Origin of the sequence: Kribbella sp. NPDC051586 (assembly GCF_044453965.1) — a bacterium.
GTDB lineage: Bacteria > Actinomycetota > Actinomycetes > Propionibacteriales > Kribbellaceae > Kribbella.
Window position 1 is genome coordinate 1,407,146 of the sequence record NZ_JBITDF010000003.1, and the last position, 20,027, is coordinate 1,427,172.

The following is a 20,027-nucleotide window of genomic DNA, read 5'->3' on the forward strand; positions in this document are numbered from 1 at the left end:
GGTGAGCGCTGCAGCAGCGACCGCACTCGTCGCAGCCGCAGTGGCCGGTCCGGCCCAGGCGTCGCAGGAGGTGGCCGCCGCACCGGCGGCGCCGACCTTCGTCGACGGTCTCGCCCAGGCCGTGTTCTCGACCAACCCCGCCGATTGGTACAGCGGTGAGGTCTGGGTGCAGGCGCCGTTCGACAGCGACCGCGACGGCGTGCCCGACCGGATCCACGCCGACTTCACCGCGCCCTCGGAGGTCCTGACCCAGGGGCTGAAGGTGCCGGTCATCTTCGAGGACAGTCCGTACTACGCGGGTACGGCGGACGAGTACAGCAACTGGGGTGTCGACCACGAGCTGGGTTCCCCACCGGCGACGCGCCCGCGTGCGCCGTTCTGGACGGCGCACGAGACCAGCCCGGTGATCAGCACCATCTACGAGTCGACCTGGGTCCCGCGTGGGTTCGCTGTCGTCCACGCTGAGTCGCCGGGCACCGGCCACTCGGACGGCTGCCCCACATCCGGTGGCACGAACGAGACGCTGGCCGCGAAGGCGGTGATCGACTGGCTCAACGGTCGAGCCCGCGCGTACACGACCAGGGACGGCTCCACTCGGGCCGTCGCCGGCTGGACGACCGGGAACGTCGGCATGATCGGTACGTCGTACAACGGCACTCTGCCTGAGGCCGTCGCGACGACCGGCGTGGCCGGCTTGAAGGCGATCGTGCCGATCTCGGCGATCTCCGACTGGTACGACTACTACCGCGCGAACGGCATGGTACGGGCGCCGCATTCGTCGTCGAACCCGTCGGGCAACAACAACGCCTTCCAGGGCGAGGACCTGGACGTGCTGGCCGACGTCGTCTACTCGCGGCTCGACGAGACCGGCGCGCGGACCATCTGCCAGCCGGTGATCGACGACATCGAGCGCCACATCGACCGTGCCACCGGGAACCGCAGCAGCTTCTGGCAGGAACGCGACTACATGAAGGACGTGCGCAACGTCCGCGCCGCGACCTTGCTTGCCCATGGCAACAACGACTTCAATGTCATCGCGAAGAACGCGGCCCAGTTCTACGCCGCGCTCAAGAAGCAGCACGTGCCGCACATGTTCTACTTCCACCAGGGCGGCCACGGCGGCGCCCCGCCGGACGTGCTCATCAACTACTGGTTCACCCGCTACCTGTACGGCGTACAGAACGGAGTCGAGCGGCTGCCACGATCGTGGGTCGTCCGCGAGGCCGCGTCGTGTCCGCCACGCCAGACGACGGTGTCCGGGGACCAGTCGAACACGGCGACACTCGCGGTCGCCGACACGAGACCGTTCCGGATCGGCTTCTCGTTGACCGTGCCGCAAACCAACGCCGACGGGACGATCACCAGTACGACGCGGCTGATCGCGAAGATCCCCGACTCGACTCATCTGGTCCTGGCCTCACCCGTTGCGACGGCCGACGGTCAGAAGGTCGCCGGTGGCGCCACCGTCAGCCTGCAGTGTGGCAACGCCAACCCGACGCCGTACGCCGAGTGGCCGGACCCAGCCGCCGGTCAGGCCGGGCTTCACCTCACGCCGGGCGCACCGACCCGCGGCGGCCTGACCTTCACTCCGACCCGACCGGGCACGGCCCCGGAGACGCTCACCGATGATGCGTCGATCGCCGCCATCACGTCGGCGAACGCGCCGTCCTCGGGAGTGCGGCTGGTCTACCAGACGCCACCGCTCACCAAGCCGGTCCGCATCAGCGGTACGCCGTCGGCCTCGCTGCAGCTCGCCTTCAGCGCGTCGAAGGCGAACGTGACCGCGGCGCTGGTCAGCTACCCGCCGACCGGCAACGGCACGATCCTCACCCGCGGCTGGATGGACCCGGCGAACCGCGTCTCCGACTGGTTCGATGCGCCGGTGAAGCCAGGAAAGATGTACCGGATGGACGTCGACCTGCAGCCGAAGGACGTCGTCGTGCCCGCCGGAAACCGGCTGGCGCTGATGATCGTGTCGAGCGACCGCGACTTCACCATCCGGCCCGCTCCCGGCACCCGGCTCACCCTCGACCTGTCCCACAGCTCGATCGACATCCCGGTGGTCGGCGGCCGCAAGGCCCTGGCCGACGCGCTCAACTGACAGACAGGACGGCGAACGCCTCGAGCACAGAATCGAAGTGATGATCCGCGACCGGTGAGTCCACCGCATGGTGACTCCCGATGCGGATCGTGTTCAGGCCGGCGTTGATGCCTCCGGCAATGTCGTACGCCGGATGGTCGCCCACCATCCACCCGCCGGCCAGGGACGCGCCGGCATGCTCGGCCGCGATCGAGAAGATCCGCGCGTCCGGCTTCCGCACACCGACCGCCTCCGAGATGCAGCAGTAGTCCACCGCGTCGGCGATCCCGGTGTGCGTCAGCTTCCGGCTCTGCTGGACCACGCCACCATTGGTGACCACGGCCACCCGCCACCCCGCCGTACGCAACGAGGCCAAGCCATCCAACACTGCCGGCTCAACCCACGTGAACGACGGATGCTCCCGGTCGTACTCGTCGACCGAGATCGCGACCCCGAACTCCTTCTCGAACGCAGCAAACAGCTCACCGCGCGGCATGAACCCACCCTTGTCGTGAGCCAGTAACCATTCAAGCGCCGCCGGCGCCAGCCCAGCGCGCTCCACCCACCATCGCGCCCACGCGAGAAACGCACCGTCGCGATCGATGAGCGTGTTGTCGAGGTCGAAACAAGCGAGGCGCGGCATCAGACGTCGATGCGGTTCTCGTCCAGTTCGTAGGCGCCTTGGACCAGGAACTCCTTGCGTGGGGCTACGTCGTTGCCCATCAGGAGGTCGAAGACCTTGGCTGCGTCCTCGGCGTCGTCGACGGTGATCCGGCGGAGCGTGCGGTGGCGCGGGTCCATGGTGGTTTCGGCCAGCTGGTCGGCGTCCATCTCACCGAGCCCCTTGTAGCGCTGCGGTGGCTCCTTCCAGCGGACGCCCTTCTTCATCAGCTCGGCCGTCTTCCGCTGGTACTCCGCGTCGCTGTAGGTGTACAGGTACTTGTCCTGGCCCTTCTTCGGGTTCGTCAGCTCGAACCGGTGCAGCGGCGGCACGGCCGTGTACACCCGGCCCGCCTCCACCAGCGGCCGCATGTACCGGAAGAACAGCGTCGCGAGCAGGCAGCGGATGTGGGCGCCGTCGGAGTCGGCGTCGGCCATGAAGATGATCTTCCCGTACCGCGCCTGCTCCAGGTCGAACGTGCGGCCGGAGCCGGCGCCGACCACCTGGATGATCGACGCGCACTCGGTGTTCTTCAGCATGTCGCCGACCGACGCCTTCTGCACGTTCAGGATCTTGCCCCGGATCGGCAGCAGCGCCTGGAACTCGGAACTCCGCGCGAGCTTCGCCGTACCGAGGGCCGAATCGCCCTCGACGATGAACAGCTCGGACCGGTCGACGTCGTTGCTGCGGCAGTCGGCCAGCTTCGCCGGCAGCGCCGACGACTCGAGCGCGGTCTTGCGCCGCTGCAGCTCCCGGTGCTGACGGGCCGCGACCCGGGTCCGCGACGCGGCGACGACCTTCTCCAGGACGGCACGCGCCTGCGCCTTGTACTCCCGCTTGGTCGAGGTCAGGAACGACTCGAGCTCCGACTGCACGACCTTCGCCACGATCCGGGAGGCCGCCGGCGTGCCGAGGACTTCCTTCGTCTGGCCGTCGAACTGCGGCTCCGCGAGCCGAACCGTCACGACCGCTGTGAGACCTTCGAGCACGTCGTCCTTGATGACCTCCTCGCCGCTCTTCAGCAGCCGGGTGCCATCAAGTGCGCTTGTGAAACTCTTCGACAGTGCCCGCTCGAAGCCGGCGACGTGCGTGCCGCCCTTCGGCGTGGCCACGATGTTCACGAACGAGCGCAGCTCGGTCTCGTACCCGTCGCCCCAGCGGACCGCGATGTCGACGTCGAGATCGCGCTCGACGTCGGTCGGCGTCATCTCGCCGGCGTCGTCGAGCATCGGCACGGTCTCCGTGAAGTGACCCGTCCCGGCCAGCCGGACCACGTCGGTGACCTTCTGGTCGGTGGCCAGGAACTCGCAGAACTCGCTGATCCCACCGTCGTGCTTGAAGTGCTCCTCGGTGACCTCGTCGCCACGCTCGTCGCGGACGACCAGCAGCAGTCCGGGCACCAGGAACGACGTCTGCCGGGCGCGCGTCACCAGCTCGTCGTAGTTGAAGGTCGCGTCCTTGGTGAAGATCTGCCGGTCCGCCCAGTACCGGATCCGGGTCCCGGTGACGCCCTTCTTCGCGCGGCCGGCCTTCCGCAGGCCCTTGGCCGCGGTGAAGGACGCGGTCGCGCCGTCGCCGTCGAACTCACCGGACACGCCACGCCGGAACGACGTCGTCCAGACCACGCCGCCACGGTCGACCTCGACGTCGAGCCGAGCGGACAGCGCGTTCACCACCGAGGCGCCCACACCGTGCAGGCCACCGGACGCGTTGTACGACCCGCCGCCGAACTTGCCGCCGGCATGCAGCTTGGTGAAGACGACCTCGACACCGCTCAGCTTGGTCTTCGGCTCGACGTCCACGGGGATGCCGCGGGCGCGGTCGATCACCTCGACCGAGCCGTCCTTGTGGAGCACGACGTCGATCCGCTCACCGTGACCGGCCAGGGCCTCGTCGACCGCGTTGTCGATGATCTCCCACAGGCAGTGCATCAGGCCGCGGCTGTCGGTCGACCCGATGTACATGCCGGGGCGCTTGCGGACCGCCTCCAGGCCCTCGAGCACGAGCAGATGGCGAGCGTTGTACGTCGGGTCGATCTCGGTACTGCGAGGCGTCGGGGCGGCCACAGGGCTCCTTCACTGGTTCACACACTTACTACCTACTGCTACCGACAGCCTATGCGGCCGGACCCCCAAAACGCGGCAGGCGGGTCCGGTGACCGCATCCCGGCGGGTACCTGAGAAACATGCCGCGACAGGTATCGATCCGGACTCGATTCGGAGTGGTGTACGACACTCCGATTCTGAGCACACGGTGACGGCTCCATGGCGCACAGTGAGAGAAGAAGCACTCCGCCGGCGTGGCTCACCAGAAAATCCCCCACCCACGAAACGATTCCGCGTCAGCAAGCGTCATACGGGGACAGGTGGTTCGTCTCACATACGGACACGTTGTCCCCACCGGGAAGCGATCCGCGTGTCAGGATGTTGCTATCTGGTGAGTACGGAACTAGATGAGATGAGGCCTCAATGACTACAGCACTCGCCCCGAGTTCGGCCCTGTCGGCCGCGGATCGTTGTGACCGCTGCGGTGCGCAGGCCTACGTCCGAGTCACTCTGACCAGCGGTGGGGAGCTACTTTTCTGTGCCCACCACGGTCGGGAGCACTCGGAGAAGCTGCGCGACATCGCGATCACGATCCACGACGAGACCGGCCGGCTCCAAGCCACCCCGACGGTCGCCGCGGAAGAAGAGCGGTAGACCCCAAGGCTGTTCCAAACGCGCCAACGGCGGCGCCAAAGTCATACAGGCTTCGATGGCGGCTCACCCGGAAGGGTGGCCGCCATCCTTCCGTTACACGACAGGTACTCCGGGGCCCGGGCCGTGCCGGCGCAGTTCCTGCCAGGCCCGCGCCAACCGGGCCGCCGCATCATCAAGCACTTGTTCCGAGTAGGCGAACGGCACCCGCAAGTAGTCGTCGTGCGAGCCGGACGGATCCATCGCGTGACCGGCCACGACCTCGACACCGTGCCGCAACGCCACCTGAGCGAACACGCGGGCATCGGTGCCGGGCAGCCTGATCCACAGCGCGGACCCGCCGACCGGCACGGCCCACTCCCATTCGGGTAGTCGCTCGGTCAGCAACTCCCCCATCAGCTTCTTCCGCGCCGTCGCCAGCCGCGCCCGGGTTGCCGTCAGCTCCGCGAGTCGCGGCAGCAACCGCGCTGTGAGTGCCTGATCGATCAACGGGCTGCCGAGGTCGGCCAGCGCCTTGTGCCGGGCCAGCCGCTCGGCCAGCGGCCGGGAGGCGCGGATCCAGCCGATCCTCAACCCGCCCCACACGGCCTTGGGCACCGAGCCGATCGTCAGCACCTCTCCGTCCCCCGGCGCGTACGCCGCCAGCGGCGGAGGGATCGCCGGCCCGGACGGGTCCCACGCCGAGTAGGCGTTGTCCTCGACCACGACGACCCCGCGTCGCGCGGCCAGCTCGGCGACCTGCCGACGCCGGTTCGCCGACATCAGCCGGCCGGTCGGATTGTGGAACGTCGGCATCACGAACAACATCGCCGGCTGATGCTCGGCGAGCACCTCGTCGAGCAGATCCGGCCGGATCCCGTCGTCATCGAGCGGTACGCCGACCACTCGCCCGCCGGCCGCTCCGAACAGGTCGAAGCATCCCGGCCAGCTGGGCTGCTCGATCGCGACCGCCGCGCCGTTGCGCAGGTACATCTGCGTCACCAGGGCGATCGCTTGATGCGCGCCGGTCGTCACCACGATCTCGTCCGGCGACGTCGGCAGTCCGGTGTCGGTGAAGTGGTCGGCGATGCGCTCGCGCAGTACCGGGAGCCCGCGCGGGTGGTAACCGACGTCGCCGAGAAGTGCGGGCAGGTCGGCGGACGCCAGGTCGATGAGCTCGGACGACAGTTCGGGCAGTCCGGGATCGACGGCGTACGTCAGGGAAATGACTTCGCCGGGGCCGACCGTGATCCGGTGGAAGAGCGACTCGCCGTACCCGGTCGGCATCCGCTTGTCCGCTCGTGAACGTCCACGTCCCGCGGCGCGTGCGACCGTCGTACCGCTGCCACGCCGGCTCTCGACGAGGCCGCGGGCGCGGAGTTCGTCGTACGCCGCGACCACCGTCGAGCGACTGATTGCCAAAGAGTCGGCCAGGCGGCGCTCGGCCGGGAGGCGGGCGCCGACGGGGAGCTCGGCGGATCCGATCAGCGCGGCGATCTCGTCGGCCAGGCGCCGGTACAGCCCGCTGGCGCGACCGCTCAGCCGGTGGCCGATCAGATCGGCCAGGGCAGCGGGGTCTCCAGAACGGTCCACTTCTCCTCTTATTGGCTCGGGTGGACTGCTTCTTCCGTCGCCAGGCTAGTCCTGGCAAGCAGTCCAGTTAGAGAAGGAGTGTCATGGGGATCGGTCAGGTGCTGGGGTTCACCGGCGCGACAGTGGTGCTGGTCGGGATGCCGGGTCCGAACAACCTCTACATCTCGCTCCGCAGCCTCACCCAGGGACGTCGTGCCGGCGTGGTGTCCGCGCTCGCCGTCGAGACCGGGACGCTCGTCTACATCGTCGTCACCGCGCTCGGCCTGGCCGCGCTGGTCAAGGCCTCCCCCACGCTGTTCACCGCGATCACCGTCACCGGCGCGCTGTATCTCGCCTACCTCGGCATCAAGACGCTGCGGGCGTCAGCGGCCGCACTCGACGGCATCGCGCCCGCACCGCTCGGGCGGGTGTTCCGCGACGGCGTCGTGGTCAACCTGCTGAACCCGAAGGCCGCCCTGTTCTTCCTCGCGTTCCTCCCGCAGTTCACCACCCGCGGCGCCGCGCCGGATCAGCTCCGCACCGAGATGCTGCTGCTCGGAGTCGGCGCGATGCTGATCGGCCTGGTCCTCGACCTCTCGTACGCCGTCGGCGCCGATGCGATCGGCAGACGGTTCCGAGCGGTCTGTACGACGGGTCGTGGGCGGAACCTCGTCGTCGCGACGATCTACCTCGGGCTGTCGGCGTTCGCGCTGATCACAGCCTTCTGAGGCGCTTCCAGCACGGTCAGCTCCGAGCCGTCGAGGCGCACGGACAGCGTCTCGCCGCCGACCCGCAGACCTCGCACCTCGAGCGCGTGCCAGGGCATCGACTCCGCGGGATTGATGACGAGGGTGCCGCCGGGGACGTCCGGCTCGATGCCGAGGGCGGCCACGACTACGGCGACCGCGGAAGCAGCTGCCCACGCCTGGGGGCGACACGACAGCGGGTACGGCGTCGGCGTGTTCTCCTCGCTCGCCCCGCGGCCGCCGTACAGCTCGGGGAGCCGGTAGCCGAACGCTTCCGCGGCACGGATCAGGCCCTCGACGTACGACGACGCCACGTCGGACTGCCCGGTCGCGAACAGGCCCTGGACCGTCATCGCGGTGTCGTGCGGCCAGACACTGCCGGTGTGGTAGCCGAGCGGGTTGAAGCGGGTCATTGCCGTGGACAACGTTCGCAGTCCGAAGCCGCTGTTCAGGTCGGCGCCGGCGAGGACGTCGGCGACCAACTGCTCCTCGTCCGCGTCGAGCAGGCCGGTGCCGAGTAGATGGCCCATGTTGGAGGCGCGGCCGGCCACCGGGTTCTTCGCACCGTCGAGTGCGATCGCCGGATAGCCGTCGACCCAGAAGGTGTTGCGGAAGCGTTCCTGCAGCGCGACGGCCCATTCCCGCCATTCGTCTCCCGACTCGCCGTGGGCCTCGAGCAGTTCGGCGCCCTTGACGGCGGCGGCGTACGCGTAGCCCTGTACTTCGCACAACGCGATCGGTGCGGTCGCGAGGGTGCCGTCGGGCCACTGCACTGCGTCGGCGGAGTCTTTCCAGCCCTGATTGGCCAGGCCGTGACCGGACTCGTCGACGTACTCGAGGAAGCCGTCGCCGTCCGGGTCGGCAGACTCCTTCATCCAGGTCAGGGCGCGCTGCAGGTTCGGCAGCAGGTCGCGGACCTCGTCGGCCGGCATGCCCCAGCGCCAGGCCTTGTGCAGCGTCATGATCCACAGCTGGGTCGCGTCGTGCGTGCCGTAGTACGCCGCGGGGAGGACCAGGCCGCCGCCGTGGTCGGCGACTTCGGCGCGCAGTTCGTGCGGGATCTTGCCTGGTTGCTCGGCCGAGTCGGCGTCGACCTTGGTGCCCTGCCAGGCGGCCAGCGCGCGGAGCGTTCCCGCGGCGAGGCCCGGGTCGACCGGGATCAGCATGCCGGAGGAGATGAGCGAGTCGCGGCCGAAGAGCGTCAGGTACCAGGGCGGGCCGGCGCCGAGATACCGGTCGTTGCCGGCTGCCAGCTGGAGCGCGCCGATGTCCTGCAGCGAGCTGTCGAGCCAACGATCGACGCGCTTGTCATCGCAGCGGACGGTGACGTCGTACGGTGTGCGCTCGGCCGGCGGCTCGATCGAGAATCCGGTCGTGGACTTCGGGAAGTCGGCGGTGACGCGCAGGGTGATCGTGAACTCCTCCCCCGGCTCCAGCCGTGGCGTTGCCGAGACACCGGGGTCGGCTGTCACGACGACGCGCGTGTCGTCGCTCTCCCAGCGGGTGCGACCCGGGCCGTCCGGGAGCGGCGTGAGCTGCGGCAGGCCCTTGGCCGCGCCGCTGCGGACGGCGGCCGTGCCGGCCAGATCGGTGCCGAGGGCAACATCCAGCCGGCCCTCGATCGCCGAGCGGGAGCGGTTCACCAGCGTGATCCGCTCGGTCAGGCCGTCGTCGTCGACCGTACGGGTGCGGTAGAGCATGACGGTCGGGTCATGCCTGGTGTCGCCGAGTCCCTCGACCATCGCGACGTACTGATGGGTGGCCGCGCCCTTCTCGTCGACGTGGACCGGAATCGGTTCCCGGCCGTCGACGGTGACACTCAGCCGCGAAAGGATCCGCCGGTCCCGCGCGTACACCCCCTCGGCGCCGGAGCCGGAGACCTGACCGGACCGGGGCGAGAGAACCACCCACGGGGCAGCGAGCGCGGTGACAAGTTCGTGCAGCCCGGTCATGGGGCCTCCCGGCCTGGGCTGAGGAGCGGAGGGAGCGAAGCGACCAGGGCGACGAGGGAAGGCCGGGAGTCACAGCCCCATGACCCGCCGCGCCGGAGGCGTGGCATCAATACGGACATGTCTCCACCCTAGAGGGCCTGGTTTGGGGCACAGTGTGGGTGTGGAGACTGGTGTGACCGTTCTGGTCGGGATCGCGATCTTTGTCGGGATCGTGGGCATTGTGGTGCCGATCCTGCCCGGGGCGATCCTGAGCCTGGCGGCGATCCTGGTCTGGGCGATCGTCGATCACAGCGCGACCGGGTGGGTCGTGTTCGCGATCACCGCGGTCCTGATCGGTGCCAGTCAGGTGGTCAAGTACGTCGTACCGGAGCGACGGCTCCGCGAGGCGGGCATACCGCGCCGTTCGATGATCGTCGGCGTGTTGCTCGGCATCGTCGGATTCTTCGTGATCCCGGTGGTCGGCATGTTCATCGGCTTCCCGGTCGGCGTCTACATCTCCGAGGTGCAGCGCCTGCGCACTCACGCCGCCGCGTGGACCTCCACCAAGCACGCCCTCAAGGAAACCGGCGTCTCGATGCTCATCGAGCTCATCGGTACGTCGCTGGCCGCCGCGCTCTGGCTGACCGCTGTTCTCTTCGTTGTCTGAACTGCCAGCTGATTCTTAGGTGCACCGGAGCTTCGTCTCAGTTCCGTGGTGCAGCGTGGAAAGACCCAGTGCCAGGTGACGGCCCGGCACGCAGTACGGAAGGCGCAGCAGGATGAAGCTTTCGCAGAAGCGATGGCGGCTCATCGGCACCGTCGCCGCGGTTGCCGTGACGACTACCGCCGGCGGTGTCGCCTGGGCGGCGACCAACGCGGATCCGACACCGTCGCCCTCGGCGTCGCCGTCCACGCCCGGGCAGCAGCAGAAGCCCGACCGGCCTGGTAAGGGCGGCTTCGGGCCGCGGGGCGAGTTCGGGCTCGGCGGAGCGCTGCACGGCGAGTTCGTCGTACAGAAGGAAGGTGGCGGGTACCAGACCGTCGCGACGCAGCGTGGGTCGGTGACCGCGGTCAGCAAGGACTCGATCACGGTCAAGAGCGACGACGGGTACAGCCGCACGTACAAGGTCGACGCCGCGACGCTGGTGAACTCGGCCCGGGACGGCATCGGGTCGATCAAGACCGGCAGCACCGTGAACGTGAGTGCGGTGGTGGCGGACAACACCGCGACCGCGACGATGATCAACGACGGCTCGGCCCGCGACGCGGCCGGTCAGAAGTGGGGGTTCAAGCATGGGCCACGCTGAGTGATCAGCTGGACTGACAGCTGATTGCCAGGAAGCTTCCAGGGTTCACATGGGAACTCACGGCAGACTGTCAGCATGAGTCCGCATCTGCTGGTGGTCGACGACGAGCCGAACATTGTCGAGCTGCTGTCCGCGAGTCTGCGTTTCGCCGGGTACGACGTGACCACGGCGACCCATGGCGCCGAGGCGCTGCGCAAGGCGCGTGACGTGGAGCCCGACCTGGTCGTGCTCGACGTGATGATGCCTGGCCTGGACGGGTTCGAGGTGGTCCGCCGGCTGCGCGGTGAGGACCGGCAGGTGCCGGTGCTGTTCCTCACCGCCCGTGACGCCGTGGAGGACAAGGTGCTCGGGTTGCAGACCGGCGGCGACGACTACGTCACCAAGCCGTTCAGCCTCGACGAGCTGGTCGCCCGTGTGCGCGCACTGCTCCGCCGGTCGGGTCACCGCGAGCAGACCACGACCGAGGCCGCCGTACTGCGCTACGCGGACCTGGAGCTGAACGAGGACAGCTACGAGGTGTTCAAGAGCGGTCAGGCCGTCCAGCTGTCGCTGACCGAGTTCAAGCTGCTGCGGTGCCTGCTGGAGAACGCGGAGCGGGTCATGTCGAAGGGCCAGATCCTGTCCGCCGTGTGGAACTATGACTTCGCCGGTGACGCGGGCGTGGTCGAGTCGTACATGTCGTACTTGCGCCGCAAGGTCGACACCGGCGACCAGAAGCTGCTCCACACCGTCCGCGGGGTCGGCTACGTCCTGCGCACCCCGCGAGGCCCCAACTGATGCAACAGACCCACCGACGGTTCGCCGATCGGTACCCGTTGCGGGTCACCATCGTCGTGGTGCTGCTGGCGCTGGTGGTCGTCGCGCTCGGCGCGTCCGGCGTACTGGCGACGACGATCATGCGCGGCTACCTCATCGACCGCGTCGACGAGCAGCTGCAGCAGACCGCGGTGTCGCTGTCACACGCGCCATCGGACCGCCGTCCGCTGCCGCCAGGGGCCGGTCCGGCGCGGCGGCAGTTGCCGAGCCAGTTCGTGGTCCAGTTCAGCAACTCCGAGGGTGACAGCGACAACGGGCCGGTCAACGCGCGGCCGGACGAGACCGAGCCGCTGCCGAAGTTGCCGACGCTCAACCTGAACCAGGTCCGCGCGCTCAACGGGAAGTCGTTCAACGTCGACGCGCAGTCCGGCGGCGCCACTTGGCGGGTGCTGGCAGTGCCGACGGACGACGAGCAGGGGTCGGTCATGGTCGCGCAGAGCCTCAAGGAGATGGACCATACGATCCAGCGGCTGGTCGGGATCCAGGTCGCTGCCGGCGTCATCCTGCTGGTGCTGCTGGCCGGCGTCGGGACGTACGTCGTACGGCGAAGTCTGCGTGGCCTCGAGGACGTGGAGCACACCGCGGTGGCGATCGCCGGCGGGGATCTGAGCCGACGGGTGCCACAGCGCGATCCGCGGACCGAGGTCGGGCGGTTGTCGCTCGCGCTGAACCAGATGCTCGGGCAGATCGAGACCGCGTTCGCGCAGCGGACCGCTTCGGAGTTCGCCGCCCGGCGGTCCGAGGACACGGCCCGGCGGTCGGAGGAGGCCGCGCGCCAGTCGGAGGACCGGATGCGACGGTTCGTGGCGGACGCCTCGCACGAGCTGCGTACGCCGCTGACGTCGATCCGCGGGTTCGCGGAGTTGTCGCGGCAGCGGGGTGACACATCAGACTCCGACACCATGCGCCGCATCGAGGACGAGGCGAAACGGATGGGCCTGCTTGTCGACGACCTCCTGCTGCTGGCGCGGCTCGATCAGCAGCGCCCGCTCCGGATGGAGTCTGTCGACCTACTCCCCATCGCCGCCGACACCTTGCACAACGCCGCCGCCGTCCAGCCCGATCGGAATCTCTCCCTCACGATCCTGCCCGACTCGGAGGCACCGGTTGTCGAGGGCGACGAGGCGCGACTGCGGCAGGTGCTGGGCAATCTGGTCAGCAACGCCCTCAACTACACACCCGTCGACGCACCGATCACGATCTCCGTCGGCACCCGCGGCACCGAGGCTGTCCTCGAGGTCAGCGACACCGGGTCCGGCCTGTCGGACGAACAGAAGGCCCGCGTCTTCGAACGCTTCTACCGGGCTGACACCGCCCGCACCCGCACGACCGGCGGCTCCGGCCTCGGCCTGTCGATCGTCGCCGCCCTCGTAGCAGCGCACAACGGCCGCGTCACCACCACCGACACCAAACCCCACGGCGCCACCTTCACCATCTACCTACCCCTCACCAAGTAGCCCCGGCGTCTACAGCTTGGGGAAGGTGCGGTTGGCGGTTTCGCCGTGCTCCAGGACCTGGGCGGCGGGGCCCAGGATTTTGGAGTCGGGGGTGCCTACGAGGTCTTCGTCTTTGTCGGTGTAGTTGTAGAGGCTGAGGACGTGGCGCATGGCTTCGAGGCGGGCGCGCTTCTTGTCGTTGCTCTTGACGACTGTCCAGGGGGCGTGTTCGGTGTCGGTGTAGTGGAACATCGCCTCCTTGGCCTCCGTGTACGCCGCCCACTTGTCGAGGGAGGCGAGGTCGGTCGGAGAGAGTTTCCACTGGCGGACCGGGTCGATCTGGCGGATTGTGAAGCGCGTCTGCTGCTCCGCCTGCGACACGGAGAACCAGAGTTTGACGAGCAGGATGCCGGACCGGACCAGCATCCGCTCGAACTCCGGCGCCTGGCGCATGAACTCCTCGTACTGGTCCTGCGAGCAGTACCCCATCACGTGCTCGACGCAGGCGCGGTTGTACCAGGAGCGGTCGAACATCGTCATCTCACCGGCCGCCGGCAGGTGCGCGACGTACCGCTGGAAGTACCACTGGGTCTGCTCGCGGTCGGTCGGCTTCTCCAGTGCGACGATGCTCGCGCCGCGTGGATTCAGGTGCTCCATGAACCGCTTGATCGTGCCGCCCTTGCCGGCCGCGTCGCGCCCCTCGAACACGATCACCAGCCGCTGCTTCGACCGCTTCACCCAGTACTGCAGTTTGAGCAGCTCGATCTGGAGCAGCCGCTTGTCCCGGTCGTAGACGTCCCGCGGCAGGCGTTCGCCGTACGGATAACCCTCGCGCCAGGTGTCCACCGGCGTACCGTCGGCCCGCAGCAGCACCGGGTCGTCGTCCTCCTCGTCCAGCACGCGGAAGCCGAGCTCATGCACCAGATCGGGCGTGTTCATGAGCTCAGAGTCAGCCCCGATGGTGACGTGAAGGTGAACAGTCTCAACGGCGGCGCAGCTTGACCGTGCAGTCGCGGCGGTTGATGTGCTCGCCGTCGCGCATCACCTGCGCACGGTCGTGGACCCGACTGACCAGCGTCTCCCACTCGCCGTCGGCCAGGGCGAGGCTCTCGATCACCTCGTCAGGGCCGGGAAAGTGGATGTCGGGGTGCGGATTGTGCTCCCCCGGCGGGAACCCCATGTGTCCCTCGATCAGCAGTACTCCGTTCGGCGCGACAAGATCGGCCGCACTGCGCAGGATGCCGTCCCGCGGCAGCTCCGTCTTGGAGTGCAGGAACTGGACCGAGACGAGATCGAACTCACCGTCCGGGAACGTCTGCCCGAGCTCATGCTGCTGCCAGTCGATCCGGTCCGCGACCCCGGCGTCCTTCGCATGCTGCGCCGCTCGACCGAGCGCGACCGACGAGATGTCGACTGCCGTCACCGTCCAGCCCTGTTGCGCGAGCCAGATCGCATCCGCGCCTTCGCCGCAGCCGAGGTCGAGCGCCCGGCCCGGCGGCAGGTCGGCCACCTCGTCGACCAGCGCCACGTTCGGCCGTCCGCTCCAGATCTGGTCGTGCTCTGCGTAGAAGGAATTCCAGTAGTCCTCGGAGAGTTGTTCAGTCGTCATGTGCCGATGCTGCGTCGCCCACCCGTCGGCGAGCAAACTTCTTTGCCACGTCGGCAAATCAGGTGTTTGATCGGGTACTTCGTGCGCTTTCACAATGGAGGGGACGGCAGTGATCGAGGACGGCGAAGAGATTCCGCTGCTCGGGGGTGACGTCACCGAGGGGCTGGTTCGCGTCGGTGACACGGTACGGCGACCGCCGGGCGAGCGCGACGAGCTCGTCCGGGACGTCCTGACCTATCTGGAGAAGGTCGGTTTCGAGGGCGCCCCGCGGTTCCTCGGCGTCGACTCGGCCGGGCGGCAGGCGCTCACGTACATCGACGGCGAGGTCGCCGGGCGCCCCCGGCCGGCGTGGATCGCCGACGAGGAGCGAGCGGTGTCGGTCGCGCGGCTGCTGCGTAGGTACCACGATGCGATCGAAGGACTCGGGATCCCGCAGAACGTACCGGCGCCGATCGAACCGCCGGGACTGGCGCCCCTCGACGACCCGGCCGAGCTGCTCGGGCATCAGGATGTGACGCCGGAGAACGTGGTGTTCCGCGAGGGGCGCGCCTACGCGTTGATCGACTTCGACCTGGTCCGGCCGGTGAGTCGGGCCGGTGAGGTCGTCAACCTGATGCTGTGGTGGGCACCGTTCGGCCCCGACGCCGACCTCGACCCCGAACTGCGCGGTCTCGACCGGCTGCGGCGCTGTCGCCTGCTCGCCGATGCCTACGGCCTGTCCGAACCGGACCGCCGGCGACTGATGAAGCTCGCGATCGCCCGGGACGGGCGCGCCTGGCACACCATGAAGCACCGCGCGGAGACTCTCGGCGGCGGCTGGCAGCGGATGTGGAGCGAAGGGGTCGGCGACACGATCCGGCATCGCCAGACCTGGCTCGAGGAGTACGCCGACCCCATCACCACTGCCCTGCTCAGCTGACCGCGACGACCTCTTCGGCAGGCTTGTCCGCGGTCTTCTTGTCACGCAGCAGGACGAAGGCCAGGATCGCGGATCCCAGGACCGCGATCCCACTCGCGACGAACGTGCCCGACATCGCGTGCGCGAACGACGCCTTGGCGACCTGGGCGAGCGCTGTGTCTCCGTTGCTGCCCGCGACTGCCAGCGCCTCGCCGATCGAACGCCGGGCAGCCGCCGGCGCCGAGCCCGGCATCGCCGAGGTGAACCCACTCGCCAGCGCACTGCCCAGGATCGCGATCCCGAGCGCGGCACCGGCCTGCTGTACGGCGTCGTTCAGCGCCGACCCGACACCCGCGTGCTCCTGCGGCACCGCACCCATCAGAGCCGTGGTCGCCGCGGGCTGGGCCAGTCCCCCACCCGCGCCGATGACAAGCAGCGCGAGCGCCACCATGCCGAACCCGTCGGTCGCCGACAACGTGGACAGAACCCCGAAGCCGCCGGCCAGCACCACCAGCCCGATCACGGTCATCGGCCGGTTGCCGATCTTCTGGCCGAGCGTCGCGCCGACACCGTTCACGACGATCACCGCGACCGCCATCGGCGCCATCGCCAGACCTGCGTGCGTGGGCGAGTACCCGAGCACGAACTGCAGGTACTGCGTCAACGCGAGGATCAAACCGCCGTTCCCGATCTGCACGAGTACCAGCGACAGGCTTCCGCCACTGAAGTTCCGGTCCCGGAACAGTGCGAGCGGAACCATCGGCACCGGCGTGTGCAGCTCCCACGCGATGAAGGCGGACAGCCCGGCGACCGCGACCACGAGGGCCGGCCAGGTCACGCCACGGTCCGGCAACTCGATGATCACCCACACCAGCGAGGTCAGCCCGACGATCGACAGCAAAGCGCCTAGCGGATCCGGCTTGCGCCAGGGCCCCTTGGACTCCGGCATCCAGACGAGCGCCGCCACGATCGCCAGCGCGACGACAGGCACGTTGACCAGGAACACCGAACCCCACCAGAACTTCGAGATCAGCGCGCCACCCATCACCGGACCGCCGATCAGCCCCACCATCAGGACCGAACTCCAGATCGACATCGCCTTGCGGCGCTCCTCGTCGTCGAACACCGTGATCAGGATCGACAGCGTGCTCGGCATCACCACGGCCCCGCCGATACCCATCAGCACCCGCCCGGCAATCAGTACCTCGGCGCTGCCGGCGTATGTCGCGACCAGTGACGCGGCGCCGAAGATCGCGAGTCCGGCGATCATCACCCGCTTGCGTCCGTACCGGTCGGACAGGCTGCCCGCAGTCAGCAGGAGGCCGGCGAAGACCAGGATGTAGCTGGCGACGATCCACTGGATCTCCTGGGCCGACGCTCCCAGGTCTTCGGTCAGCGCCGGGATCGCCACCATGAGCACGCCGTTGTCCAGCACCAGGACCAGAGTGCTCAGACAGAGCACGATCAGGATCAGCCATCGACGCGGATGACGATCGGTCATCACGCACCTCCTCGAGTCATTTTATTGAACGCTGTTCACCTTGCTTGAACAGTGTGCAGTTTTATTGAACATCGGTCAAGTCCGCTGCACATCGTTCAAGTGATGCGCTACGATGGCGCCTATGGCGACCGAGGAGTACACGTCCGTCTGGACCCGGCCCAAGCGCGGCCGGCGGCGCGAGCAGCCCGCGCTGACGCAGGAGCAGATCGTCGCGGAGGCGATCAAGCTGCTCGATGCGCACGGCCTCGAGGCGCTGACGATGCGCAAGCTCGGCGCTGCCCTCGGTGCGGTCGCGACTGCGGTCTACTGGCATGTCGCCAACAAGGAGGAGCTGCTCGAGCTCGTCGTCGACGAGGTGTACGGCGAGATCGACGTACCGGAGGTCGTGGATCCGGCCCGGTGGCGGGATGCGGCGGAGGCGTCGGCGCGGAGCCTGCGCGCGATGATCGTGCGGCACCCGTGGACCGCGCCGACGCTCGCGGACGTCGGCATGAACTACCTCGGCCCGAATCTGATGCACGTGTCGGACCGGATGCTCGGGGTCTACCTGAATGCGGGGTTCGAGCTGATCGAGGCGGACAACGCCTCGAAGACCGTGCTCGGGTTCGTCATCGGGATCGCGTCGGTCGAGGCGGCGACGATCAGCAAGCTGAAGCGCAGCGGCAAGGACATGCCGTCCTGGCAGGCGGAGGTCTGGCCGGCAGCGGTGCAGGCGGCCGAGCCGTACCCGCGGATGCGCGCGCTGTACGCCGCCAACCAGGGGGCCGACCTCGAAGCAGGCGGCGAGGACACGTTCAGCTACGGACTCACCCGGATCCTCGACGGTCTCGAGGCCCGGCTGGTCCGCGACTGAACGCGCCCTCGCCGTACCCGGCAAGCGGGCTCACAGGGCTCAGCGGGCGATGTTCACCTCGGCGCCGACCCTGGCCGACTCGTAGATCGCCGACAGCATGCGGGCCATCTCCAGGCCCTGCTCGGCGGTCGCGTCGGCCGGGATCTCGCCACGGCAGATCTGCAGGAAGTGGTCGATCTGGTTGGCGAACCCGACCTGGAAGTCGAAGCCGAGCGAGTCGATCTGCGGCTGGACGTGCAGCAAGGTGTCGTGCCGCTCGGTGATCATCAGCAGCTCGGGCTCGATCTCCGCGCCGCCCTTGTCGCCGTGGATCTTCACGCTCGTCGAGTTCCGCGCGTGCAGCGAGTACGACGTGTCGACGTCGAGGACCGCCCCGCCCTCGAACCGGATCTGCGCGGTCGCGTAGTCCTCGACGTTGTTCACCTTGGTCTCGGACGCGGCGCGGTACCGGGTCAGGTGCTTGATGTTGTCCCGGGCGCCGAGCGGCGAGAACGTCGCCCCCGACACCGAAACCGGCTTCGGCATGCCCATCAGGTACCAGCACAGGTCGATGATGTGGACGCCCAGGTCGATCAGCGGGCCGCCGCCGGAGACGTTGACGTCGCCGAACCAGCCGCCCGGGTTGCCGGCCGCGCGGATGATCGTGGCCCGCGCGGCGTAGATGTCGCCGAACTCACCCTCGTCCAGGAAACGCTTCGTGACCAGGGCATTCGGGGCGAAGCGCCGGACGTAGCCGATCTGCAGCGCCTTGCCGGTCTCCTGGGTCGCCTTGACCAGCGCTTCGGCCTCGGCAACCGTCACGGACATCGGCTTCTCGACCAGCACGTGCTTGCCCGCCCGCAGCGCCGCTTCCGCGATCTTGGCGTGCAGGAGGTTCGGCACGCAGATGCTGACGGCGTCGACGCCCGGATCGTTCAGGATCTCGTCGACGACATCCGTGGCCCGCGGTACGCCGAACTCGTCGGCGCGCGCCTTGGCCCGCGCCTGGTCGATGTCGCACACGGCGACCAGCTCGGCCCGGGGGTTCTTCTGGTACGAGATCAGGTGCTGGGTCGCGATGGCGCCAACCCCGATCACTGCGATACGCGTCGTCATATCAGGCAGCTCCTGCCAGTCGGAGGATGTTGTTCAGGGAGCGCTCGATGGCGGCCGGAGTCGACTCCAGGCCCTCGAACTCGAGGCTGACCGGTACGTCGGGCTTGGTGGCGGCCAGCGCGAGCAGCCCCGCGATGTCCAGGTCGCCGTGACCGGTGATCGTGCCGAGCAGGTAGTCGCCGGCCAGCGTCTTCAGCCAGCCGTCTCCCGCCGACCGGCGGATGTGGAAGTCCTTCACGCCGATCGAGGCCGCGACGTCGATCAGTCCGGCCGCGGTCTTGCCGGGCACCTCGCCGACGCAGAGTCCGTTGCCGAGGTCGAGCGTGACCCGGAAGTTCGGGCGGTCGACGGCGTGCACGAGCCGGGCCAGCCGGTCGCTGCCGTTCATGAAGAAGCCGTGGTTCTCGATCGTCGACACGATGCCGAGCCCGGCGGCGTGGTCGGCGACGGCGCGGCAGCCTTCGACGACCTTCGCGAAGACCGTCTCGAACTCGCCCGGGTTGTCCTCGCGCCACGACCACGGCGCGACGTCGTGCCGGAAGATGCGGGCGCCGAACCGGTGCGCGACGTCCAGCTGCCGACGGAGCCGGTCGATCTCCTTGTCCTCCGCGGCCCGCAGGTCGCCGCTGACCAGGTAGTTCACGATCGGTACGCCGATGTCCTCGGAGTGCTTGGCAGTGGCGTTGACGACGTCAGGGTTCTCCAGGTAGTACTCGCCGTCCATCGCGGCGACCTCGATGTGCCCGGCCGGGGACGCAGCCACCCAGTCCAGGACCGCGATCAGGTCCATCTCACCGCTCGTCATGAGCGAGCGGAAACAGTACGAGCTGACTCCGAGCTTCACTTG

At 68.6% G+C, this 20,027-nt stretch carries 18 protein-coding genes; 9 read left to right on the plus strand and 9 right to left on the minus strand.

Going from position 1 to position 20,027, the window contains the following annotated elements; translation table 11 throughout:
- Position 1: 1 nt before the first annotated feature.
- Complete coding sequence (locus ACIA58_RS25380) at positions 2–2,101, plus strand: Xaa-Pro dipeptidyl-peptidase (protein WP_396406242.1); 2,100 nt, start codon at positions 2–4, stop codon at positions 2,099–2,101.
- On the opposite strand, the gene ACIA58_RS25385 is transcribed toward ACIA58_RS25380, so the two are convergent.
- Together ACIA58_RS25385 and ACIA58_RS25390 are read right to left on the minus strand one after the other, a co-directional pair.
- Entirely contained in the window at positions 2,094–2,723 is a 630-nt protein-coding gene (locus ACIA58_RS25385) for an HAD family hydrolase (protein ID WP_396406243.1), read from the minus strand. The genes ACIA58_RS25380 and ACIA58_RS25385 overlap by 8 nt on opposite strands.
- Positions 2,723–4,807, minus strand: a complete 2,085-nt coding sequence (locus ACIA58_RS25390; RefSeq protein ID WP_396406244.1) for a type IIA DNA topoisomerase subunit B — start codon at positions 4,805–4,807, stop codon at positions 2,723–2,725. Before ACIA58_RS25390 ends, ACIA58_RS25385 begins: the two co-directional genes overlap by 1 nt.
- A 402-nt stretch (positions 4,808–5,209) precedes the next feature.
- Here ACIA58_RS25390 and ACIA58_RS25395 point away from each other — a divergent pair, with 402 nt between their 5' ends.
- On the plus strand, positions 5,210–5,440 hold the full coding sequence (locus ACIA58_RS25395; protein ID WP_396406245.1) for a hypothetical protein: 231 nt from the start codon (positions 5,210–5,212) through the stop codon (positions 5,438–5,440).
- 93 nt (positions 5,441–5,533) lie between these two features.
- Here ACIA58_RS25395 and ACIA58_RS25400 read toward each other — a convergent pair whose 3' ends face one another.
- A complete protein-coding gene (locus ACIA58_RS25400) occupies positions 5,534–7,009 on the minus strand; it encodes a PLP-dependent aminotransferase family protein (RefSeq protein WP_396406246.1) in 1,476 nt (491 codons plus the stop codon).
- Positions 7,010–7,092: 83 nt separating this feature from the next.
- Between ACIA58_RS25400 and ACIA58_RS25405 the strand changes: the two genes are divergently transcribed.
- On the plus strand, positions 7,093–7,716 hold the full coding sequence (locus ACIA58_RS25405) for a LysE family translocator (protein ID WP_396406247.1): 624 nt from the start codon (positions 7,093–7,095) through the stop codon (positions 7,714–7,716).
- Here the strand turns inward: ACIA58_RS25405 and ACIA58_RS25410 are convergent.
- Complete coding sequence (locus tag ACIA58_RS25410; protein ID WP_396406248.1) at positions 7,674–9,686, minus strand: glycogen debranching N-terminal domain-containing protein; 2,013 nt, start codon at positions 9,684–9,686, stop codon at positions 7,674–7,676. The two genes, ACIA58_RS25405 and ACIA58_RS25410, sit on opposite strands and share 43 nt — an antisense overlap.
- A 160-nt stretch (positions 9,687–9,846) precedes the next feature.
- On the opposite strand from ACIA58_RS25410, the gene ACIA58_RS25415 reads away from it, so the two are divergent.
- The 4 genes from ACIA58_RS25415 (at position 9,847) to ACIA58_RS25430 (ending at position 13,245) form a co-directional block, all read left to right on the plus strand.
- The gene (locus ACIA58_RS25415) at positions 9,847–10,332 is read left to right on the plus strand and encodes a DUF456 domain-containing protein (protein WP_396406249.1); all 486 of its coding nucleotides are present in this window, start codon (positions 9,847–9,849) and stop codon (positions 10,330–10,332) included.
- Positions 10,333–10,444: 112 nt separating this feature from the next.
- Positions 10,445–10,972, plus strand: coding sequence for a hypothetical protein (locus ACIA58_RS25420; RefSeq protein ID WP_396406250.1), 528 nt, complete (start codon positions 10,445–10,447; stop codon positions 10,970–10,972).
- A 75-nt stretch (positions 10,973–11,047) separates the two neighbouring features.
- Positions 11,048–11,749, plus strand: coding sequence for a response regulator transcription factor (locus ACIA58_RS25425; protein ID WP_396406251.1), 702 nt, complete (start codon positions 11,048–11,050; stop codon positions 11,747–11,749).
- Entirely contained in the window at positions 11,749–13,245 is a 1,497-nt protein-coding gene (locus ACIA58_RS25430) for a sensor histidine kinase (RefSeq protein ID WP_396406252.1), read from the plus strand. Before ACIA58_RS25425 ends, ACIA58_RS25430 begins: the two co-directional genes overlap by 1 nt.
- A 9-nt stretch (positions 13,246–13,254) precedes the next feature.
- Here ACIA58_RS25430 and ppk2 read toward each other — a convergent pair whose 3' ends face one another.
- Together ppk2 and ACIA58_RS25440 are read right to left on the minus strand one after the other, a co-directional pair.
- Positions 13,255–14,163: a polyphosphate kinase 2 gene (gene ppk2 / locus ACIA58_RS25435; RefSeq protein WP_396406253.1), complete on the minus strand. Its 909-nt coding sequence runs from the start codon at positions 14,161–14,163 to the stop codon at positions 13,255–13,257.
- Positions 14,164–14,206: 43 nt separating this feature from the next.
- Positions 14,207–14,833: an SAM-dependent methyltransferase gene (locus tag ACIA58_RS25440; protein ID WP_396406254.1), complete on the minus strand. Its 627-nt coding sequence runs from the start codon at positions 14,831–14,833 to the stop codon at positions 14,207–14,209.
- A 94-nt stretch (positions 14,834–14,927) separates the two neighbouring features.
- On the opposite strand from ACIA58_RS25440, the gene ACIA58_RS25445 reads away from it, so the two are divergent.
- Positions 14,928–15,752 carry an aminoglycoside phosphotransferase gene (locus ACIA58_RS25445; RefSeq protein WP_396406255.1) on the plus strand — a complete coding sequence of 275 codons (825 nt, stop codon included), beginning with the start codon at positions 14,928–14,930 and terminating at the stop codon, positions 15,750–15,752.
- Here the strand turns inward: ACIA58_RS25445 and ACIA58_RS25450 are convergent.
- Positions 15,745–17,232, minus strand: a complete 1,488-nt coding sequence (locus ACIA58_RS25450; protein ID WP_396406256.1) for an MFS transporter — start codon at positions 17,230–17,232, stop codon at positions 15,745–15,747. The two genes, ACIA58_RS25445 and ACIA58_RS25450, sit on opposite strands and share 8 nt — an antisense overlap.
- A gap of 121 nt (positions 17,233–17,353) precedes the next feature.
- Here ACIA58_RS25450 and ACIA58_RS25455 point away from each other — a divergent pair, with 121 nt between their 5' ends.
- The gene (locus ACIA58_RS25455) at positions 17,354–18,085 is read left to right on the plus strand and encodes a TetR/AcrR family transcriptional regulator (protein WP_396406257.1); all 732 of its coding nucleotides are present in this window, start codon (positions 17,354–17,356) and stop codon (positions 18,083–18,085) included.
- A gap of 39 nt (positions 18,086–18,124) precedes the next feature.
- Here the strand turns inward: ACIA58_RS25455 and ACIA58_RS25460 are convergent, their stop codons facing one another.
- Together ACIA58_RS25460 and ACIA58_RS25465 are read right to left on the minus strand one after the other, a co-directional pair.
- The gene (locus ACIA58_RS25460; protein WP_396406258.1) at positions 18,125–19,180 is read right to left on the minus strand and encodes a Gfo/Idh/MocA family protein; all 1,056 of its coding nucleotides are present in this window, start codon (positions 19,178–19,180) and stop codon (positions 18,125–18,127) included.
- A 1-nt stretch (position 19,181) separates the two neighbouring features.
- Positions 19,182–20,024, minus strand: coding sequence for a sugar phosphate isomerase/epimerase family protein (locus ACIA58_RS25465; RefSeq protein ID WP_396406259.1), 843 nt, complete (start codon positions 20,022–20,024; stop codon positions 19,182–19,184).
- Positions 20,025–20,027 lie beyond the last annotated feature (3 nt).

What these genes read in the sequence shown, in the direction of transcription:
- ACIA58_RS25385 (WP_396406243.1), bottom strand. Translation starts at nt 2,723, where the DNA reads ATGCCGCGCCTCGCTTGTTTCGACCTCGACAACACGCTCATCGATCGC.
- ACIA58_RS25395 (WP_396406245.1), top strand. Translation starts at nt 5,210, where the DNA reads ATGACTACAGCACTCGCCCCGAGTTCGGCCCTGTCGGCCGCGGATCGT.
- ACIA58_RS25405 (WP_396406247.1), top strand. Translation starts at nt 7,093, where the DNA reads ATGGGGATCGGTCAGGTGCTGGGGTTCACCGGCGCGACAGTGGTGCTG.
- ACIA58_RS25410 (WP_396406248.1), bottom strand. Translation starts at nt 9,686, where the DNA reads ATGACCGGGCTGCACGAACTTGTCACCGCGCTCGCTGCCCCGTGGGTG.
- ACIA58_RS25420 (WP_396406250.1), top strand. Translation starts at nt 10,445, where the DNA reads ATGAAGCTTTCGCAGAAGCGATGGCGGCTCATCGGCACCGTCGCCGCG.
- ACIA58_RS25425 (WP_396406251.1), top strand. Translation starts at nt 11,048, where the DNA reads ATGAGTCCGCATCTGCTGGTGGTCGACGACGAGCCGAACATTGTCGAG.
- ACIA58_RS25430 (WP_396406252.1), top strand. Translation starts at nt 11,749, where the DNA reads ATGCAACAGACCCACCGACGGTTCGCCGATCGGTACCCGTTGCGGGTC.
- ppk2 (WP_396406253.1), bottom strand. Translation starts at nt 14,163, where the DNA reads ATGAACACGCCCGATCTGGTGCATGAGCTCGGCTTCCGCGTGCTGGAC.
- ACIA58_RS25440 (WP_396406254.1), bottom strand. Translation starts at nt 14,833, where the DNA reads ATGACGACTGAACAACTCTCCGAGGACTACTGGAATTCCTTCTACGCA.
- ACIA58_RS25445 (WP_396406255.1), top strand. Translation starts at nt 14,928, where the DNA reads ATGGAGGGGACGGCAGTGATCGAGGACGGCGAAGAGATTCCGCTGCTC.
- ACIA58_RS25450 (WP_396406256.1), bottom strand. Translation starts at nt 17,232, where the DNA reads ATGACCGATCGTCATCCGCGTCGATGGCTGATCCTGATCGTGCTCTGT.
- ACIA58_RS25455 (WP_396406257.1), top strand. Translation starts at nt 17,354, where the DNA reads ATGGCGACCGAGGAGTACACGTCCGTCTGGACCCGGCCCAAGCGCGGC.
- ACIA58_RS25460 (WP_396406258.1), bottom strand. Translation starts at nt 19,180, where the DNA reads ATGACGACGCGTATCGCAGTGATCGGGGTTGGCGCCATCGCGACCCAG.